General features: G+C 38.7%; 15 protein-coding genes. 3 read left to right on the top strand and 12 right to left on the bottom strand.

Annotated features, from left to right (window positions below):
• Window position 1: 1 nt before the first annotated feature.
• A complete protein-coding gene (locus IPO46_07470) occupies window positions 2-1,132 on the top strand; it encodes a mechanosensitive ion channel (protein ID QQS61981.1) in 1,131 nt (376 codons plus the stop codon).
• Here IPO46_07470 and IPO46_07465 read toward each other — a convergent pair.
• From IPO46_07465 to IPO46_07430, 8 genes are all read right to left on the bottom strand, one after another.
• Entirely contained in the window at window positions 1,129-2,757 is a 1,629-nt protein-coding gene (locus tag IPO46_07465) for a sodium:solute symporter (GenBank protein QQS61980.1), read from the bottom strand. The genes IPO46_07470 and IPO46_07465 overlap by 4 nt on opposite strands.
• 39 nt (window positions 2,758-2,796) lie before the next feature.
• The gene (locus IPO46_07460; protein QQS61979.1) at window positions 2,797-5,280 is read right to left on the bottom strand and encodes a PIG-L family deacetylase; all 2,484 of its coding nucleotides are present in this window, start codon (window positions 5,278-5,280) and stop codon (window positions 2,797-2,799) included.
• Window positions 5,281-5,432: 152 nt separating this feature from the next.
• Window positions 5,433-6,596: a cystathionine gamma-synthase gene (locus tag IPO46_07455; GenBank protein ID QQS61978.1), complete on the bottom strand. Its 1,164-nt coding sequence runs from the start codon at window positions 6,594-6,596 to the stop codon at window positions 5,433-5,435.
• A 47-nt stretch (window positions 6,597-6,643) separates the two neighbouring features.
• On the bottom strand, window positions 6,644-8,509 hold the full coding sequence (gene asnB, locus IPO46_07450; protein ID QQS61977.1) for an asparagine synthase (glutamine-hydrolyzing): 1,866 nt from the start codon (window positions 8,507-8,509) through the stop codon (window positions 6,644-6,646).
• A gap of 55 nt (window positions 8,510-8,564) precedes the next feature.
• Window positions 8,565-9,209 (bottom strand): DUF2911 domain-containing protein, encoded by a 645-nt coding sequence (locus tag IPO46_07445; GenBank protein ID QQS61976.1) that lies wholly within the window; start codon window positions 9,207-9,209, stop codon window positions 8,565-8,567.
• A 53-nt stretch (window positions 9,210-9,262) separates the two neighbouring features.
• On the bottom strand, window positions 9,263-9,859 hold the full coding sequence (locus IPO46_07440; GenBank protein QQS64349.1) for a DUF479 domain-containing protein: 597 nt from the start codon (window positions 9,857-9,859) through the stop codon (window positions 9,263-9,265).
• 24 nt (window positions 9,860-9,883) lie between these two features.
• Window positions 9,884-10,819: an alpha/beta hydrolase gene (locus IPO46_07435; GenBank protein QQS61975.1), complete on the bottom strand. Its 936-nt coding sequence runs from the start codon at window positions 10,817-10,819 to the stop codon at window positions 9,884-9,886.
• Window positions 10,820-10,851: 32 nt separating this feature from the next.
• Window positions 10,852-13,185, bottom strand: a complete 2,334-nt coding sequence (locus tag IPO46_07430) for a UvrD-helicase domain-containing protein (GenBank protein ID QQS61974.1) — start codon at window positions 13,183-13,185, stop codon at window positions 10,852-10,854.
• A 90-nt stretch (window positions 13,186-13,275) separates the two neighbouring features.
• Between IPO46_07430 and IPO46_07425 the strand changes: the two genes are divergently transcribed.
• Complete coding sequence (locus IPO46_07425) at window positions 13,276-13,638, top strand: hypothetical protein (GenBank protein QQS61973.1); 363 nt, start codon at window positions 13,276-13,278, stop codon at window positions 13,636-13,638.
• 43 nt (window positions 13,639-13,681) lie between these two features.
• Entirely contained in the window at window positions 13,682-14,902 is a 1,221-nt protein-coding gene (locus IPO46_07420) for a TCR/Tet family MFS transporter (GenBank protein ID QQS61972.1), read from the top strand.
• Window positions 14,903-15,366: 464 nt separating this feature from the next.
• Here IPO46_07420 and IPO46_07415 read toward each other — a convergent pair whose 3' ends face one another.
• The 4 genes from IPO46_07415 to IPO46_07400 all read right to left on the bottom strand — a co-directional run bounded on the left by IPO46_07415 (window position 15,367) and on the right by IPO46_07400 (window position 19,998).
• Window positions 15,367-16,041 (bottom strand): hypothetical protein, encoded by a 675-nt coding sequence (locus IPO46_07415; protein QQS61971.1) that lies wholly within the window; start codon window positions 16,039-16,041, stop codon window positions 15,367-15,369.
• Between the two features lie 4 nt (window positions 16,042-16,045).
• Window positions 16,046-17,530, bottom strand: a complete 1,485-nt coding sequence (gene rpoN / locus IPO46_07410; GenBank protein ID QQS61970.1) for an RNA polymerase factor sigma-54 — start codon at window positions 17,528-17,530, stop codon at window positions 16,046-16,048.
• A 370-nt stretch (window positions 17,531-17,900) separates the two neighbouring features.
• Window positions 17,901-18,941: an AI-2E family transporter gene (locus IPO46_07405; protein ID QQS61969.1), complete on the bottom strand. Its 1,041-nt coding sequence runs from the start codon at window positions 18,939-18,941 to the stop codon at window positions 17,901-17,903.
• Window positions 18,942-18,969: 28 nt separating this feature from the next.
• On the bottom strand, window positions 18,970-19,998 hold the full coding sequence (locus tag IPO46_07400; GenBank protein ID QQS64348.1) for an SPASM domain-containing protein: 1,029 nt from the start codon (window positions 19,996-19,998) through the stop codon (window positions 18,970-18,972).
• Window positions 19,999-20,063: the final 65 nt, after the last annotated feature.

Here is a 20,063-nt window from a genome sequence, read left to right as displayed (position 1 = left end):
CATGGATTTTTTAGACCATTATTTTCTTGATAATACCATAAAAAGCTACCTCGTAGTACTGGGTGTAATACTAGCCGTTTACCTGCTCAAAAAATTTGTTACGCAAAGTATTGCCAACATACTGTATTACCCGGTAAAATTAATTTGGAAAGAAATTGACCGCAAACAATTTATTTATCTTTTATTAAAACCACTCGGTTGGTTTATATTGATATGCGTTGCTCTTGCTACAATAAGCCGTTTGAATTATCCGCAATTTTTGGATTTTAAAATTTATAAATTTTCTTTCGACAAAATACTGGAGAAAATTGCTGTACTAATTTTTGTATTTAGTTTCATCCGGCTTTGCCTGTCTATTGTAGATTTTATCAGCCTCATCCTCACCCAAAAGGCCAGCAAAACCATTAGCCGCTCCGACGACCAGATGGTGATATTTTTTCGTAACTTTTTAAAAGCGTTTATTATTGTACTGGGCATTTTATTAGCGCTTAAAATTGGATTTAACCAGGATATAAGCTACCTGCTTACCAGCCTTAGTATTGTAGGCGCTGCCGTTGCATTATCGGCAAAGGAAAGCCTGGAAAACTTAATTGCTTCTTTTATCATTTTTTTAGACAAGCCTTTTTATGTGGGCGATATTGTAAAAGTAAATGCAGTAAGCGGCGTAGTAGAAACTATTGGCTTACGCAATACCAGGATTCGCACTACTGATAAATCACTGGTTACCGTACCCAATAAGCAAATGGTAGATAGCGTGGTGGATAATCTGAGCTTTCGCACCGGTAGAAGGGTAGAAATGAAGCTGGAAGTATCCGAAAATACCAGCGCCGATACTGCTAAATTGCTCACAGAAAAAATACAACAGCTTATTGTTTCCTTATACGCAAATGATATTACCAGCTCTTCGGTTTACATAACAGATTTTAGCAAAAACGGAATTGTGATTATGTTAGAATATTTTACACCCAACATCAGCATACAGGAGTTCAATACCATCAGGCAAAAAATAAATGCGGCCATCATTCAACTCATTAAAGAAGAAAAAATACAATTTGCTGCAGGCAGCAATAATATTACCATAGTTTCAGGCAATAGTGGCAGCGAGCCTTCAGGAAGCAAGTCAATTATTTAAGAAGGTTTCTTAGCTGCTGCAAGTACAAACTGAACCAGCAGACCAATTGCTATAACCAGCATTGCGCCAATTACATTCAGCCAAAGAAAAGAAACAATATCGGCATTGTAAATAAGGAGAATAATAATTTCTGAAACTATGGCTGAAATAAAAACCGCTTTTCCGCCGATATTTTTTAACCAAAACGCAACCAGGAAGATGCCTAAAATTACTCCATAAAATAAAGAGCCCAGTATGTTTACGGCTTCAATAAGGCTATTGCCAATATTATTGGCAAACATAGCAACGCCTATACAAAAAATCCCCCAGGCAAGTGTGTACCATTGAGACATGCGGTAGTCGTTTTCATCGCTGCTGCTTTTTACCATTTTTTTATGAAAATCCACAACAGTACAAGCAGCAAGTGAATTAATGGCAGCCGCTACACTTCCCCATCCCGAAAGAAATATTATAGCAAACAACAAGCCTATCAACCCTACGGGCAGGTTATCTTTTACAAAACGGAGAAAAATAAAATTAGTATCATTTGCCTCCTGGCCATTTAATGCCTGTTGCATTACCGTTTTATACTGGCTGCGCATTGCAGTGGCGCTATCTATATTTCCATTTTCAAAAGCTGCGTTATATTTTGCTTCAAGCGCTTTTAGTTCGCCTGCAAATGAGGTGTTTTCTGCCTGCAACTGTTTTGTTTCATCAAAATATACCGGTGCTTTATTAAATAAGTAAAAAGAAAAAACCAAAACACCCAGCATCAAAACCAAATACTGCATGGGTATTTTTACCAGCCCGTTTAACAGCAGGCCACGGCGGCTTTCTTTAACATTTTTTGCAGAAATATACCGGCCTACCTGGCTATGGTCGGTACCAAAATAACTCAGCGCCAAAAAGAAACCACCAATCAGCCCGCTCCAAATATTATATTTATCCTTCCAGTTGAAACCGTTTTCAGTAAAGCCCGTGGTAATAATATTCATTTTGCCATGAGCGGTTGCTTTATCAATTGCCGCTTTTAATCCTACACCCGCAGGCAGCATATTAATAATAATATAGCCAATAATAAATAAAGAAAGAAAAATGATGATCATTTGCAAACCCTGGGTATGGGCAACTGCTTTTGCGCCGCCACTCATGGTATAAATAATCAATACTCCACCCATAACTACATTGGTTAAATAAATATTCCAACCCATTAATGAACTTAGTACGAGTGATGGCGCATAAATGCTAATACCAGTGCTTAGTCCACGGCTTATTAAAAACAAAAAGGAGGTGAGCAGTCTTGTTCTTCCATCGAACCTTTTTTCTAAAAACTCATAAGGCGTAAAAACTTTTAGCTTATTAAATACCGATACAAAAAAAATACTAATCACAATCATTGCCAGCGGTAATCCATAATAATATTGTACAAAACGCAAGCCATCTGTATAGGCCTGGCCAGGGCCGGTTAAATAAGTAATGGCGCTTGCCTGTGTACCCATTATACCCAGCAATACCAGGTACCAGGGCGTATTATTATTATTGAGAAAATACCCATTAAGATTTTTGCTGGTATGGCTTTTATAAATACCATAAGCAATAAGCCCGGCTAAAACAACAATTAATATCGTCCAGTCAATGGCGCTCATTTCAATAAATAATCAAGTGTTTTTGTTTTACGAAAAAATTTATTTAACGGGCCTTGCCAGCAGGTTGGCCATAAGCCTAAAAGCCCCGGGCACACCTGCAGGCAATTGCCGGAAAAAAGAAAGCCCGCAATAGATAAGCCTTCCCTTGCCATAATCTGCCACAATAAGGCTGCCATTACTTTGTTTTTCTCCGGCATCGCTCATGCTGAAAATATGCTGAAAATTTTCCCCTGTTTTTTCCGCCTCGTAAGTGCTGCGTTCCTGTATCCAGTTGTCAAAATCTGCTTCCGAAATTTTATTGGGGTAATTAAGTAGCGCATGTTTGGGTTGCAAAAAATTTACTTTCGCATTTTCGTCGGTTACCCTTGTACGGCTTATTTCGAAATTGTAAGGAAATATTTTTGTAGTTACTTTTCCTATATTATTATTGGTATTGTACTGAACCAGCAGCACGCCACCGGTTTTTACATAATTCATTAATACCTCGTACACATTTTGCATCCATGCATTTACATTATAGGCCCGTATACCGGTAACTATTGCATCAAATTTTCGTAAATGCTCTGGGGTAATATCATTTTGCTGCAATAAAGTTACCGTGTAACCCAATTGCTCCAGCGCCTGCGGCACTTTATCGCCTGCTCCGGCAATATAGCCTATTGTTTTACCAGAGGTTTTTACATCCAGCTTTACAATTTTTACCTGGTCGTAATAGTGGTAAAAAATATCAGGGATATGGTCGTAAGCAATTTTTCTTAATGAATACATTTGATCCTCATAAAGAGAAGGGGCAGATAACTTCATACCCAAAGTAGCTGTGCTGTTATTACTGATTTTTTTTGGATATAGTGTAAAGTGAAAAGTTTTGCTTGCTCCTTTTGTAAAATCCAATACAGTATCTTCAAAATTTTCGGGTTGATTGTTTACAAAGGCAGAAAGCGTTATTTTTTCTTTTAAAGAAATATTGGGCTGAATGGTAATGGCAATTTTTTTGGGAATACTTTCATCATTACGAAGTAAAACCAGCGATGGTGATGCATTAATAAAAAATGGATAAACAAATTGGGCGGGCTGGTACAATTCTCCTTTTACAGGGTCGGTATGTTTGTACATTATTTTACGGTCAAAGGTCAATAATTCTCCATTCACCTGTATCTGGAACAAAGCCTTTAAATTATTGTTTTCTGCTTCGGGCAATCCAATTAATTGCTGGTTTTTAACCTGAAAGGCTTCTCCCTGCAGAGGGTATTCTATCCAGTATGGTTGCGATACCAGCGTTTCTTTCAAACCAAAAGCAGAAGATTGCTGAACATTGTTGGTATTTTTAGAAAGGTTTTCAAACCGGATAGTTTTTCCAAATATGCTTACTAGTGCGCTTTCCACGGGCAAGCCGTTTCTATTATTATACGTTACAGTAAAGCGCAGGCTATCACCAACAACATTGAGTTGGTTGGTAACAGTTGCTTCTAAAAAAAGTCCGCTTACGGCATCAATAAGCTTGTCAATTTCGGAAATTTTATATTGTACCAGGTTGTTGTTGCCTTGTATTTTATAAAGATTTTCTTTGAGGCTTACCAGGCCGGGAAGCGATAAATGAGGTTGCTGCGGATTGTATTCCCTTATTATTTTTTTTAAAGAATCGTTGTAGGGTTTATCCATTATTCTTGAAGCGGCTAAATCAATGCCTTCCATAATATCTATAGTAGGGTTATCGCCCTTTATGGGAAGAAAATATTCAAAAATTTCACCTCTTTGCAATGTAGAGCCCATGCCCTGGCTTTTGTGCTGGCTGCGGCTTTGAGCAGCCATTTCGCCGTAACTTTTTCCCAGCAATGGGTTGTACATTCCCACGTCGGTTTTAAATTGCCCCGGCCGGTTGCTGTTGCTTCCAGTCCAGTTGAATGAATTCCACAAAAGCCTTTTTGCTTGCCAGGGTTTAACGCCATATGAAAATTGATCGGGAAATTTTGTACTGTCTGCAGCAGCATCAAATGCTTCGCCGGCAAGTATTGCAGAAGCAGTATGATGGCCGTGGCCACCTTCGCCGGTTGTAGGAAAGCGAGCTATAATTACATCGGGTTGAAGTTTCCGTATAACCCACACCACATCGGCAAGTATTTTATCGTGTCCCCATTTTTCCAAAGTTTCTTCCGGGCTTTTGCTAAAGCCAAAATCGTATGCCCGGGTAAAATATTGTTCTGCACCATCAACCCTTCTAGCGGCAAGTAATTCCTGTGTGCGAATCAATCCTAACTCCACACCTTGTTCATCACCAATAAGGTTTTGGCCGCCATCGCCCCTTGTAACACTTAAATATGCAGTGCGTAATTTCCTTTCATTTTCCAGGTATGATAAAAGCCTTGTGTTTTCATCATCGGGATGTGCGGCAATATATAATACCGTTCCAAAAACTTCCAGCTTTTGCAATCGGTGAAAAATTTCAGACGATGGATAAGTTGGCGGGTTTTGTGCAAATAATGAATGGGCGCAACACACAAAACACAAAGTAAAAAATAGCTTCATGCAGTAAAATTTAGTGAAATGAAATATATCGCTGTTCTACCCCAAAAAAATGTTATAAACTAAATTTCATTATTGTAAAGTATTTTAAAATAACCGGCTTATTGCATAAAAAACAAAAATCATTTGCTAAATGATTTTTAAAGTTTGCCGTTTTAACCAATAGCGCTGTTGAGGTCGTCTATCAAATCATCAGCATCTTCAATACCTACACTCAGCCTTATTAAACCGTCGCTCAATCCGTTTTTAATGCGTTCTTCCCTGGGGATGCTGGCATGCGTCATACTTGCCGGATGGTTAATGAGGCTTTCTACCCCACCAAGGCTTTCGGCAAGTGAAAATATTTTTGTAGCGGATAGCACTTTTTTAGCAGCCTCTATGCTTTCATCTTTGAGTAAAAAACTTAACATTCCCCCAAAGCCATTCATTTGTTTTTTGGCAACATTGTAACCGGAATTATCTTCAAAACCCGGCCAATATACTTTACCTACTTTGGGGTGGTTGCTTAGCCAGTATGCAACCTTTTCGCCATTATTACAATGTTGCTTCATGCGTACATGTAGTGTTTTTATTCCCCTCAAAACCAGGAAGCAATCAAAAGGGCCGGGAACTGCTCCGCAGCTTTTTTGTATAAAATACAACTGTTCCCGTAAGCTATCGTTGTTCATTATTAATGCACCCTGAATTACATCGCTGTGCCCGCCAAGATATTTTGTAGAAGAATGCATCACAATATCTGCACCCTGGTTTAACGGGTTTTGCAGGTAAGGCGAAGCAAAAGTATTATCTACACAAAGCAAGGCTCCCGCAGGTTTTGTAAGGGAGGCAACGGCAGCTATATCAGTAATATTCATTAATGGATTGGTTGGTGTTTCAATCCATACCAATTTTGTTTTAGGCGTTAGTGCAGCTTTTATATTGGCAACATTTGTAGTATCTACATAAATAAATTTTATACCAAAGCGTTCAAACACTTTACTGAACAACCTGTAGGTACCGCCATACATATCATTTGCGGCTATCACTTCATCGCCTGGATTTAGTAATTTTATAACGGCATCGGTAGCTGCTACACCACTGCTGAAAGCCAGGCCATATTTTCCGTTTTCAATTATTGCCAAAGCATCTTCCAAAGCTTTACGGGTGGGGTTTTGGCTGCGGGCATATTCAAAACCTTTGTTTACACCCGGCGCCTCCTGCACATAAGTTGAGGTTTGAAAAATAGGCGTCATAATTGCTCCGGTGGAAGGATCGGGATCTGCTCCGGCATGAATAAGTTTAGTGGCAATTTTTTTTGAAGCAAGCGAATTTGCACCCATATTGTAAAGTTTTTTTATTGCGCAAATTTAAAGATTAAAGGATAGAATTAATAAAACATTTGTGCGGCACAGGCATATCGCCAATCGGTATTGTTGGCTTCAAATGCATCGAGGCTTTGCTGTTGCTTCTTTAATACAGCCGGACGCAGTATTTTTTCTGCAATAAGTATTTTCTTGGCATCAAAAAGATAGTTCCTGAATGCATCTGAGTTCATCCATTGCTTTTGAGGTGGCTCAAACCCAATTTTCTCTTTTCGCCATACAATAGAAGCGGGCAACTTATTGTTTAAAAGTTTTCGCAATGGCCATTTATTAAACCCGTTTTTAATTTTTTGCGATGAAGAAAGGGAAAAAATAAATTGTACCAGCTCGGCATTTAAAAAAGGCAACCTTACTTCCACACCATGTGCCATGCTGTTCCTGTCGGCATAGCGCAGCAGTTCTTCCAAACCCATTTGCATGCTGCTAAAATATAAAATATCATTTAACTTGGTGATAATGGGTTTATGGATACCATCCCATTCCCTGCCAATTACACATTGCATAAACCCGGGGTCAATATCATGATTAGAAACAATTTTATTGTACTCCCTTTTTTCCAAAGCAATGGCAACATGAGAGGGGAAAAATGCAGCGGCAATATTTTTTATTCCCCATTGAAGACCTTTATAATTTTTCTTTAACTCGTTTTTTTCTTTAAAGGCAAGCCGTATTTGGTAATTACACAGCAGCTCTTGAATATACCAATGCAGGTAACGATTGTAGCCTGCTAAAATCTCATCGGCACCTTGCCCGTCAAGCAACACTTTTACACCCTGGTTTTTAGCCAGTTCATACAGCTTGTATTGGGCAAAAATGCTGGAGGATGGAAAGGGCTCTTCCTGGTAATAAAATATGGTTTTAAGGTCAGCGGCCAGTTCATCGGCCCTGGGCGTAACATTATAATTTTGAAAAGAAAGGTTATCCGAAACTTCTTTGGCAAACAGGCTTTCATCTTTTTCAAAACCCGGAAATACAGCGGTAAAAGTTTTAAAATTTACCGGGCCTGTAATATTATGGATAATATTGTGCACATACCAGGCAATGGCGCTGCTATCAATACCGCCACTTAAACTGCTTCCCAAAGCCACATCGCTCCTGAGCCTGCGTTCAACAGAAGTTTTGAGTAACAGCTCCAGCCGGTGAAGCACTGCATCTTCGTGGAATTTTTGGGTAAACTGTTTATCAATATCCCAATATTGTTTTAAGTTCACCTGCATTGTTTGCAGAGGAATAAGTGCATAATGTGCCGGGGGCAAGGATAGTATCTCTTTATAAAATGTAGCTTGTTTGTTGGAAGGGTTTTGCACATTGCCCAAAGAAAGATAATTGAGCAGCATTTTTTTTTCGGGCGCCCTTTCAATACCCAAAGCCCAAAAGGCCTTCATTTCGCTGGCAAAATAAAATACGTTATTGCTGGAATGAAAGTAAAATGGCTTTTCTCCAAATCTGTCCCTGGCAATACACAAAGTTTGTTGCTTTTCATCCCAAAGGGCAAAGGCAAACATGCCGTCAAAATATTGAAGGCAGCGCTCCCGGTAGCAATCGTAAGCGGCTAAAATTACCTCGGTATCGCTTTGCGATTTAAAACTATAACCAGCTTTTTGAAGGTCTTTTTTTAATTCTTTATAATTATATATTTCGCCATTGTACACAATGCTGTACCGGTTCATATAATGCATGGGCTGCGCTGCTGCAGGCGAAAGGTCAATAATAGCCAGCCTGCGGTGGGCAAATCCTATATTTATTTTTTCATTTATCCAAATACCTTCGCCATCGGGGCCACGGTGCCTGAGTACATGAGCCATTTTTTGCAAAACAGTATTGCTGATTGCAGAATGATTGGGAGATAAAATACCAGCTATGCCACACATGGCGTAAAGTTAATTAACCATTTTGCAATAAAACATAATGCCGTAAAAAAGAAAACTAAGGTATTGAAAACTTTATGGGCAAAACTGCCTTTACGCTATCCCAGGCCATAAGCAGGTCTGCACCATAACCGGCTTGTTTAAAAAGCATTGTAAAATCTTCAATGGGCGGATTTTGAACGGTTACCGGGATTTCTGTTCTAAAAATATCTTTCGCTTCTTCAATATGCAAACCCCAGCTATGCAGTTGTGTATTAAATACTATGGTCCAATGGTCGCTGTAGGGAATGCAGTAAAGTACATACTCGCCCCTTGGAATATTTTTGCCTGCAATAAAAACGTTGGTGAAAAATTCAATTTCGGTTGCTTCATTTGCGCCAAGCCTCCAGGCCTTGCCATAAGGGCAGAGGCTTTTAGGGTTGTTGCTAAAAATTTCTCTCCCTTTTTTATGCGGACGGCTATAGATAACCCTTGCAATTAGGGGCAAGCTATCGGTGTTGGTCATTTTTAGCAAAGGATAATTGGCGGGATAATAAATCATATCCATCGGCGACAGATCTAAACTACTATAGGGATTTTTTTGAACCACCTGGGCAGAATCGGCCCTGGGGGAATTGCCAGAATTATTTGCTTTTTGTTTGCATGCGTTTAATGCAATCACAGCAATTAAACCCAGGGAAAAATTTTTAAGAAAAAGCCGCATAATTTTTAATCCATAAAAATTGAACAATAAAAATACTTTTCAAAGATAATCAATCAATATGCCAATAAATTGTATAGCAAATCAGCGGTATATTGCTTTAATTGGGGAAAAAACAGGTCATATTCTTTTTTGATTACCACTTTATTAGCTAAAAAAACCTGGTACGCTGTTTGGGTTTCTTTTATATACAACGCCCGTCTCCGGAGGCCTTCCATACTTTTTTGAATGCCTTCATCGTATTGGTAATGATAAAGCCAGTTTTGGCTTTTCATATACGGAAACATAGCAGCAAAGCGTGGCGCAAACCATTGCTGTTGCTTTTCCAGCAAATCAAAAGTATTTTGCGAAAACTGCATTAATGCTTCGGCAGAAGAAAATTCCTGCCTATCATTGGCCAGGAAATAATCATAAACCACATCGGTAAATGCGCCTGAATACAGGCGGTAATCCGGACGGAACAATTTTTTTACAGCAGCAGTTGCTTCATGCTTATCCGTAAAGTTATCAATTGCCCGGTGCAGCATTATCCCTTTTTGTATCGCTGCAGGAAAATTTTCTTTTGCTTTTCCCTTCACAAAATCGCTAATCATATTGCCGGTTAAAATGGCAGGATGATTAAAGGAAAGATATGCGTGGGCAAGATAGTTGATATAAATTTGTTTACCTGGTTTTACTTATTTTATAAAATCGGCTATAGCATTAACCAGCTCCGGCATTACCGGCAATTTTTCATCGGAGTAGGTTTGCATATTCTGGGTTCTGTCTTCCGGCGCTTTTTTTAAAATATGGTTCATACCGGCAATAATTATTAAGGAGGTTTGGGGATTGCATTCATGCAGTTTTTCGGCTTCTTCTGTTTTAACCTGTATATCGGTTGTTCCCTGAATAATTAACACAGGCAGGGTAAGTTTTTTAATTTCATTGCAGGGGTTATACTTCATCCAGGAAGCCATATAAGGCTGAACAGAAGGCCTGAGTACAGAAAAAAGATAAGGTGGAACGGAATCGAGTTTTTCACCCAACTTTAACCTTAAAAACAAAGAATCTACAATAGGTGCAAGCTTTGGCGCCTGCTGGGATATTTGCCAGGTTATAATATTTTCAATGGGTTGGGAGATGCCGGAAATTGAAATATAATTATCAATACTTATTTTTTGTGCTGCAACCATGGCAATTAATGAGCCTTCGCTATGCCCGGCTAAAGTTATTTTTTTAAATCGTTTATCTTTCTTCATCCAATCTGCCCAGCCTTCCAGGTCGTTAATATAATCATCAAAGCGCAGGTCTGCTTCCGACTTTGCTGCAAGGGCGCTAGCGGCAATTCCTCTTTTATCCATAAGCAGTGTGGCAATATTTTTTTTTGCCAGCGCTTCTGCAAGCAGCCGGTAACTGTTTGCTTTTATTCCCATTGGGTTGTTCCCGTTTCTGTCTGTAGGCCCGCTGCCCGGTTGAAGAATAACCAGGTTAAAATGTTTCCCATAATTGGGCAATACAAGGGTGCCTTTTAAATCCCCGGTAGGGGTAGATAAGGTAATTATTTCATCGGTAACTTGTGCCTGTACTGCAATAAAAAAAGTAAAAAGCAGAAGGGTTACAAAAAGTTTTTTCATTTCTAAATTATTAAAATCTACTGCCTGTAAAATCATTCTACAATTCTCAACTTAGCATAATTGAGCATTATTTTTTTCTCCCCGTTTTGTTCAAAATGAATGGTAGCAATGGGATTGTGTGAAGCTCCTTCCATAGTTACAATTTGGCCAAACCCAAATTTTTGGTGTTCAACCCTTTGGCCGGCCTGCAACAAAGCTGTATTACTTGCTTCAAAATTATTGCTGGGCACATGCTCTTTTATTGCCGGCCTTGGAGGAGGAGTTAGATAAGAGGGCTTCTTTTTTTCGGATGAATTTGAAGCAGAAAAATTATTATTTCCAAAGCCACGGTTCATGCGTTCAAAAGCCGTACCCTGCTGCCAGTTATTGCCATTATTACGGGCTGCCTGCCCTGCATAACTTCGCTCTATATATTCCTCCGGTATTTCTTCCAAAAACCTGCTGGAATCATTTTGCTGCAATTGCCCAAAGCGGTAACGGGCATTGGCATAACTTAAAACCAATTTGGCTTTTGCCCTGGTAATTGCAACATAAAACAACCTTCTTTCTTCTTCAAGTTCTTCACGTGTATTGATGCTCATGGCATTGGGAAACAATGTTTCTTCCAGGCCTGCCACAAATACCATAGTAAACTCCAGGCCTTTTGCAGCGTGTATGGTCATGAGCTTTACGGTATCTGCATTTTCATCCGAATCTGCATCTGCATCGGTAAGCAAAGAAATTTGTTGCAAATAAGTACCCAGGCCTTTATCCCCCACTTCTCCATCTTCTTCATTCAATGGCGTTTCTATAAACTCTTTTATGGAGTTGAGTAATTCCTGTACGTTTTCGTAACGGGCAAGGCCTTCGGTAGTTTTATCATTAAATAATTCTTTTACAATATTGCTGTGTTTGCCCACAAGTACTGCCAGGTCGTAGGCATTTTGTTTTGTTAACTCACTTTGAAACATTTTAATTGTGATAACAAAATTGTCAATGCTCTCCAGTGCACCGCTTTTAAAGCCAAACATTGCGGCATTGCATAGCACTTCCCACATGTGGATATTTTTTTCATTGGCATACAAAGCCACTTTTTCCATGCTGGTTTTTCCAATTCCCCTGGCGGGATAATTAATTATGCGTTTTAACGCTTCATCATCATTGGTATTAACAATAAAGCGCAAGTAGGCAAGTAAATCTTTTATTTCTTTTCTCTGGTAAAAACTTATACCGCCATAAATACGATAAGGAATGCCCATGCGGCGAAGCGCTTCTTCAAAACTCCGGCTTTGTGCATTGGTGCGGTAAAGTATGGCAAAATCTTTATTGGCCAAATGGTAACGCAGCCTTTGTTCCTGTATGGTATCGGCTACCATTTTTCCTTCCTCGTTATCGGTAAGTGTGCGTACCAGTTTTATTTTTTCGCCTTCGGCATTATCGGTAAATAAAACTTTTTCAATTTGCCCTTTATTATTACCGATTACCTGGTTGGCAATATGCAATATATTTTTTGTGCTGCGGTAGTTTTGTTCCAACTTTACTATTGCCACATCGTCATAATCTTTTTTAAACTGGAGGATGTTTTCTATAGTGGCGCCACGAAAACTATAAATACTTTGAGCATCATCGCCTACTACGCATACGTTTTCGTGCATTGCGCCCAGCAGTTTTATTATTTCATACTGTGCAGGGTTGGTATCCTGGTACTCATCAATTAAAATGTATTTAAATTTACGCTGGTATTTGCTTAATGCATCGGGGTAATTTTTGAGCAATTCATACATTTTTATGAGCAGGTCGTCAAAATCCATAGCGCCGTTTTTAAAACAACGGTTGGCGTAGGCTACAAAAATTTGTCCCAGCATGGGTCGGTTTGCCTTAGCGTCTTCCTGCTGCAAATGGTAATCATTGGCATAATCTGCGGGGCCTACCAATGCATTTTTTGCAGCGGAAATACGGCTATACACCGTATTGGGTTTATATTGCTTATCGTCTAAATTTAATTCATTAATAACGGTTTTAATAACGCTTTTTGCATCTTCGGTATCATAAATGGTAAAATTATTGGGGTACCCAATTTTAGGTGCTTCTGTTCTTAAAATTCTTGCAAATACACTATGAAAGGTACCAATATATAAATTCCTGGCTTCGGTATTTCCCAAAATATGTGCAATACGTTCTTTCATTTCGGCGGCTGCCTTATTGGTAAACGTAAGGGCAAGTATATTAAAGGCATCTACATTGTGTGCTGCCATAAGGTGTGTAATACGGGTAGTAAGCACTTTGGTTTTGCCGCTGCCTGCGCCGGCAATAATCATTAACGGGCCATCTTTATGAAGTACGGCTTTTTGCTGCATTTCATTGAGCCCCTGAAGATAATTAAGCATACAACAAAGTTAATTTAAAATAGATTTTTACAGGTAATTAATCTGCTCTTCATTTTTTTATTATCTTACATACCCAATTTTAACAGCAAAATGAAAAGGCAAGTCCCAGCATTAGTATTTTTTTTCATAGCTTATATACTGTTGCTCACCTCCTGTAACAAAGAAAAAGAAATTACCGATTTGCCTGGCGGCAACCTGCCTGCCAAATATATAGACATTAGGGACAGTACGTTTTCTCCGGCTTCGCTTACTACGGTTGCCGGCACAACAATAGTATTTGTGAACAATACTTCTGCTTCCCGAAAATTAGTATCCCACAACAGCGCATTTTTTGATTCGGTGATTGTAAACTCCGGAAAATTTTTTACTTTAAAAAAAGATATTGACGGCAATCTGGAGTTTCATTGTACAGAAAGGCCCGCAACTATTGGCTCTATAACATTTACTCCCTGATAATTGAAATACTAAATGCTCCCCTTAACAGATTCAACTTTATATGGCATCTAAAAAACAGGCTGCTATTGGTTTTATTTTTATTACCCTTTTAATTGACATTACCGGTATAGGTTTAATTATTCCGGTAATGCCAAAACTTTTGGAAGAGCTTACGGGTGAAGGTATAAGCCATGCTGCCAAGTATGGTGGCTGGTTAACGTTTACTTATGCCATAATGCAGTTTTTATTTGCTCCTATGCTGGGGGCCCTGAGTGATAAATTTGGCAGGAGGCCGGTATTGCTTTTTGCATTATTTGGCGCAGCGATAGATTATTTGTTTTTATCTTTTGCGCCAACGCTTTTTTGGTTATTTATTGGCCGTGCAATTAGTGGTATTACCGGCGCAAGTTTTACTACGGCCACTGCTTATATAGCAGATATAAGTAATGTAGAAACAAGAGCAAAAAATTTTGGGATAATTGGCGCTGCTTTTGGATTAGGCTTTATACTTGGGCCGGTAATTGGTGGTTTGCTGGGCTCTTTTGGGCCGAGGGTTCCTTTTATGGCGGCGGCAATCCTAAGTTTTTTAAACTGGCTTTACGGATATTTTATCCTGCCAGAATCTTTGCCAATAGAAAACAGGAGGCAATTTAATCCCAAATCCATGGTACCCGGAAAATCTTTACTTGAACTCAAAAGGCATCCCGAACTGGGCGGCCTAGTGGGTGCATTTGTATTAATATATCTTGCTGCACATGCCGTTCAAAGTAACTGGAGTTATTTTACCATAGAAAAATTTCACTGGTCGGAGAAAACCATTGGCATATCACTTGGTGTTGTGGGCTTATTGGTTGCATTGGTTCAAGGTGTACTTGTAAGGTTTACGCATCCAAAATTGGGCAGTGAAAAAAGCGTTTATATCGGGTTGTCTTTTTACAGCTTTGGATTATTTTTATTTGCTTTTGCCACACAGGGATGGATGATGTTTTTATTTTTAATTCCATATTGCATGGGTGGTATTGCCGGCCCTGCGCTGCAATCCATTATTGCATCAAAAGTACCCAATAATGAACAGGGCGAAATACAGGGGGCGCTTACCGGTATTATGAGCCTAACCTCAATTGTTGGACCACCATTAATGACCGGCTTATTTGCTTATTTTACCAAGCCATCAACTCCTTTTCATTTTTCAGGTGTATCATTTTTGCTTGGCGCATTACTGATGTTGGTTAGTGTGATTGTTACGTTTCGTACGTTGCATAAACCCCAGGCAGTATTATAATTAGTAGATTTACTTATTGCGTTTCCAATTTTTTCTTCTTTTTTGAAAGTAGTATTACGAAAAAAACATTGTAATAAAAAATATGTTTTCTATTGCGTTTTTATTCACAATATTTTTTACCAAAAAACGCTTAATATATACGGCAATAATTTGCCATGAAAAACCAGAAGAAGAAAACACCTTAACCTTACGAAATGCAACTATGCTTACCGGTTGTATTTCATACACATTAATCTATTCTTTTGTTGGTTTTATAAAATAATTTTTACAGTGGTATTTTTTACTGTACACCATATTTTTTTGTTAGGCATACAGGACACGAGGGCCCCGGTATTGGACGGGGCTTCCTCATTTTTTCTATACCCTGCTTAGCTATTATTACTGAGCAGCATTACAGCCCCGTGGTTAAAAAAATAATAAAAATAAATGAAAGGGTTTAGCAATTCATGCTCAGGAAGGAGATTTTATCCCATTAAAAAAATTGCTGCTACAAATTGCCCCATCATGCCCCAAAAAAAGCCACTGTAAATTTCTCCTGGAGAATGGCTACTTAGCAGCATTCTTGAAGTACCTACTATACCGCAAGCTAAAATTACCAAACACAAAAAACCGGTAATGAGCATTGTTTGAGAAAGAGTAATTACCAAAAACAGGCCCAGCCATCCACCCATGCCCAGCGCATGCATGCTTATTTTAAAATAAATATTGGCAATAAGCCCGGCATTAACCGATAAAAACATCCCAAAAATAAAAGTGGGTAAAATAAGCGGATACATTGTTTGGTTGCGAAACACAAGGTAGGCCCAAAAATAAAATATGCTGCAGGCAATATATGGGATGATGCGGTCTTTTTTACTATGCATGTAAATGGAACTGATAAAGCCCAGCGCCTTTAGAAGCAATACAGTAAGCAGTGGAAAAAAAACCAGGTTTACTGCACTTATAAGTAGGGTATAAATTTTCTCTTTACCGGAAAAGCCGGTAAAATAAGAAGGGTGTATGTACACTATAAAAGCAATGCAATAAAGAGGTACCAAAACCGGGTGAAATAAATAGGAAACTAAAATTGCCGGCCATTTAAATGCATTGCCAATTGTGTCGGATGAAGGTTGATGCTGTAAAGTGACATTGGGTTCCATTTCTTTAAATAATTTTTCTTAGCCTTGCTACGGGAATATTAAGTAGTTCCCTGTATTTTGCTACGGTTCGCCGTGCAATATTATATCCTTTTTCCTGAAGCAGTTCTGTTAATTTTTCATCACTGTAAGGGTGCTTCTTGCTTTCATCTTTAATAAGCTGGGTAAGTATTTTTTTAACTTCTCTTGTACTTACTTCTTCGCCACTTTCTGTTTGCAGGCTTTCGCTAAAGAAAAATTTTAAGCGATAAGTGCCAAATTCTGTTTGTACAAATTTACTATTGGCTACCCGGCTTACGGTGGAAATATCGAGGTGGGTACGTTCGGCAATATCCTTAAGGATCATGGGTTTTAACCTGGTTTCATCTCCGGATACAAAAAATTCATACTGGTATATCATAATTGCTTCCATTGTGTTAAGCAAAGTATTTTGCCGTTGCTTAATGGCATCAATAAACCATTTGGCCGAATCTATTTTTTGTTTAATGAACAACACTGCTTCTTTTTGCCGCTTATCTTTTTTACTTCCTTTATCATAATTTTTAAGCATTTCTCTGTAGCCTTCGCTAATCCTAAGGTCGGGGGCGTTTTTGCTGTTGAGCGAAAGCTCCAGCTTGCCACTATTATTAAGCACAAAAAAATCGGGGATAATGTAGTTGCTGTTTAAATTGCCCTGTGTTATAAGTCCGCCAGGCTTGGGGTTTAAACGGGTTATTTGCCCTATAACTTCACGCAGTTCTTCATCGGTAATGTTTAACACTTTTTGTATTTTCCCATAGTGCTTCTTTATAAACTCATCAAAATATTTTTCCAGCACTTTAATGGCAAGGCTAACCGGTTTTTCATGTGTGCCCGATAATTTTCGTTCTAACTGCAGCAGCAAGCACTCCTGCAGGCTACGGGCACCAACCCCTGGTGGGTCAAATTGTTGCAATTGAACCAGCAGGCCGGCTACTTCTTCCGCCGAAGTAATTATGTTTTGCCGAAACGCCAAATCATCAATAATGGCATTAATTTCCCTGCGAAGGTAGCCGTCTTCATCAAGGCTACCAATGAGTTGCTCTGCTACTTTGCGCTGATGGTCGCTCATTGTTAACATACCCAACTGTTGATGCATTAATTCCATAAAACTTACTTCAGTTTTATGGGGAATTACTATGGCTTCACCCTGGTCGGCATAATTGGTATCCCGTAATTTATAATCGGCCACTTCATCGTCACCTTCCTGAACATATTCACTGATATCAATATTTTCATAATCATTTTCGCTTCCATCCATTTCATAATCCTCTGGCTCATCTGTTGTATCATTATTTTCATATTCATCATTAAACGATTCTTCACTAAGTTCCAAAGCGGGGTTTTCTTCTATTTCTTCTTTAATGCGCTCATCCAATACTGCAGTAGGCACCTGCAGGAGTTTCATGAGCTGAATTTGCTGGGGAGATAATTTTTGAAGCAGCTTTTGCTGCAAACTTTGCTGTAGTGCCATGGTCTTCCTTTTTTAATAATATTGAAGCACATTTTGAGGGCTAATTCAATACTATTTTCTTCATTCTTTACCAAGATAATGCGATTATGACAATTTTTAGCATGATTTTTGTTATATTTATTTATATCTCCTCAACTTACGGAAAATCAATCTTTTGCTATAATTATTTTCATTATTAAAAATAAAATTGTCTGAAAAACTGGATTTATAAAAACAAAGTTGTATCTTAAAATGATGCGCTGTTTTCCAGATATGCAAATGTAAAAATTATATAACCTGAGTAAGTTGCTAGTATGATTTAAACCTTGCTCTATAACGGGCAAATATTTTGAGGAGAAGAAAAAAAATTATTTATTCAGGTTAAGAGCATTTAAGCATCGTTTGCAGCTTCGGTATCCGTGCTTTCGCTAAACTCGTTCATATAAATTTTTACCAGCACCAAAAAATAGCTGATAAGCAAAGGCCCAAAAATGAGGCCTATGAAACCAAATAAGCCAAGGCCTACTATTACCCCCAGTATGGTTACCAACGGGTGTACATCTCCCATACGCTTCATTAAACTTAGCCTTGCCAAATAATCTACATTACCAGTTATTAATAAGCTGTATATTAATAAGCCAGTTGCCGGCCAGGTAAGCCCTTTTGAGTAAAGAAATATTACCAATGGCAGCCAAATAATTGTAGTGCCCACAATAGGAAAAAATGCAAAAACACCGGTTACAAAACCCCACATTCCCCAATCTTCTACCCCAAAAATCCAATAGCCAATTGCAGAAGTAACACCCTGTATCAAAGAAATTATTGGGATGCCGAGTGCATTGGCTTTTATCATCGTTTTGGTTTCGCTGGAGAGTGCGCTTACATTATGTTTCTGCAAAGGGATCATCCTGCTGATGTATTTTTCCATGCTTCTGCCTTCAACTAATAAAAAATATAAAAGAAAAAACATCATCACTATATTGGTTACTATATTTGCAGTACTATTGAGCAACTTAGGGATTATGGTTGCTATTTTCCCGGCAAATTGCTTTGCTGTTTCTCCTGTTAAAATTTCATACCCTGTTTTTTCCTGCACTAAAGTGGAAATTTGCTGCACTATAGCAATAATTTTATCCTGCTTATGCAGTACTTCATTAATTTTTGGTGTAATAAGCGTAATGCTGAAATAAATGGGCAGGGAAATAATAATTAGGTACACCAGTATGAACAAAGTTGCCGTTAAGCCTTTTTTCCATTTTTTTAAATACACCAGTTTGTAATAAAGTGAGCGGCTAAGGATGTACAAAGTAATACCACCTAAAAAACCGGGAATAAAAGAGGAGAGCTGCGCTACCAGCAGTATGCCAATGGCAATAATTACCATTAACAACAGGGCTTGCCGCAAGCGCTGGTTAAACTCATGTTGGTTCATAAAAGTAAGGTAAACAAAAATTATTAAATTATTTCCAAACGCTTGTGCCTTCACTGCAATTGGCACAAATATCAATTTGTTTGCGGCCGGTCATCAGCTCTTTTCTAAACCGTCGGTAATTTTCGTTGTGCCATATTTCTTTAAAAGATTGATTACCGAGGTTGCCCAGTTTGTGCAGGGCATCTTTATCAAAGCAGCAGGGTACTACCAGCCCATCCCAGGTTATTACATTGGCATGCCAAAGCTTCCAGCAATGGTTGGCCATTTTATTTTTGGGCAAATAAGTGCCGTCTTCATTTTTTTTATACCTACTGTATTTATCGGTTTCGGGAATGAGTTGGTTGGGGTCTTGTTCATAATTATATACCTGTGCGGTTTTAAACCTCACCTGATCTACCCCAATTTCTTTTGCCAGTTTTTTAATTTCTTCTACCTGGTGTTCATTGGGCTTAACCACTAAAAACTGAAAAATGATAAATGGCGTTTTACTCCTGAGGCTTTTTTTCCATTTTACAATATTCCTTGCGCCTTCAAAAACTTTTTGCAGGTTACCGCCTACCCGGTATTGCTGGTACACTTCCTGTGTTGTACCATCTACGGAAATTATCAACCTGTCCAGCCCGCTTTCGATAGTTTTTTTTGCAATTGCATCGGTAAGGTAATGGGCATTGGTAGAGGTAGCGGTATAAATTTTTTTTGAAGCAGCATATTTCACCATTTCCAAAAAATCGGGGTTTAAATAAGGTTCGCCCTGAAAATAAAAAATCAGATAGAGCAGATCTTTGTGTATTTCATCAATGGTTTGGCTAAAAAAATCTTTTTTTAACATACCGGTAGGCCTTGTAAAAGCCCTTAACCCACTTGGGCACTCCGGGCAGCGCAGGTTGCAGCTTGTTGTAGGCTCAAATGAAACCGATAATGGATAACCCCATTGAACCGGTTTGCCGAACAAACGGCTTATATAAAAACTACTCAAAACTTTTATACCATTCCACAAGCGCCTGGGTGAAAGCTTTGCAGCCAAATTAACGGTATCCTGAAAATTGAATGCATTCATTGGCGCAAAGATATTAAAAGCCATTGCCAATATATTGAAGGAAAAAATGCCGGTAAATAAAATTC

The sequence above is a fragment of the Chitinophagaceae bacterium genome (genome assembly GCA_016699815.1).
GTDB lineage: Bacteria > Bacteroidota > Bacteroidia > Chitinophagales > Chitinophagaceae > Ferruginibacter.
This window is presented reverse-complemented; position numbering and strand designations above follow the sequence as displayed.

Coding starts and splice junctions, on each gene's coding strand:
- IPO46_07460 (QQS61979.1), bottom strand. CDS start 5,280: ATGAAGCTATTTTTTACTTTGTGTTTTGTGTGTTGCGCCCATTCATTA.
- IPO46_07415 (QQS61971.1), bottom strand. CDS start 16,041: ATGGAACCCAATGTCACTTTACAGCATCAACCTTCATCCGACACAATT.
- asnB (QQS61977.1), bottom strand. CDS start 8,509: ATGTGTGGCATAGCTGGTATTTTATCTCCCAATCATTCTGCAATCAGC.
- IPO46_07465 (QQS61980.1), bottom strand. CDS start 2,757: ATGAGCGCCATTGACTGGACGATATTAATTGTTGTTTTAGCCGGGCTT.
- IPO46_07430 (QQS61974.1), bottom strand. CDS start 13,185: ATGCTTAATTATCTTCAGGGGCTCAATGAAATGCAGCAAAAAGCCGTA.
- IPO46_07400 (QQS64348.1), bottom strand. CDS start 19,998: ATGAATGCATTCAATTTTCAGGATACCGTTAATTTGGCTGCAAAGCTT.
- IPO46_07405 (QQS61969.1), bottom strand. CDS start 18,941: ATGAACCAACATGAGTTTAACCAGCGCTTGCGGCAAGCCCTGTTGTTA.
- rpoN (QQS61970.1), bottom strand. CDS start 17,530: ATGGCACTACAGCAAAGTTTGCAGCAAAAGCTGCTTCAAAAATTATCT.
- IPO46_07435 (QQS61975.1), bottom strand. CDS start 10,819: ATGAAAAAACTTTTTGTAACCCTTCTGCTTTTTACTTTTTTTATTGCA.
- IPO46_07455 (QQS61978.1), bottom strand. CDS start 6,596: ATGGGTGCAAATTCGCTTGCTTCAAAAAAAATTGCCACTAAACTTATT.
- IPO46_07470 (QQS61981.1), top strand. CDS start 2: ATGGATTTTTTAGACCATTATTTTCTTGATAATACCATAAAAAGCTAC.
- IPO46_07445 (QQS61976.1), bottom strand. CDS start 9,209: ATGCGGCTTTTTCTTAAAAATTTTTCCCTGGGTTTAATTGCTGTGATT.
- IPO46_07420 (QQS61972.1), top strand. CDS start 13,682: ATGGCATCTAAAAAACAGGCTGCTATTGGTTTTATTTTTATTACCCTT.
- IPO46_07425 (QQS61973.1), top strand. CDS start 13,276: ATGAAAAGGCAAGTCCCAGCATTAGTATTTTTTTTCATAGCTTATATA.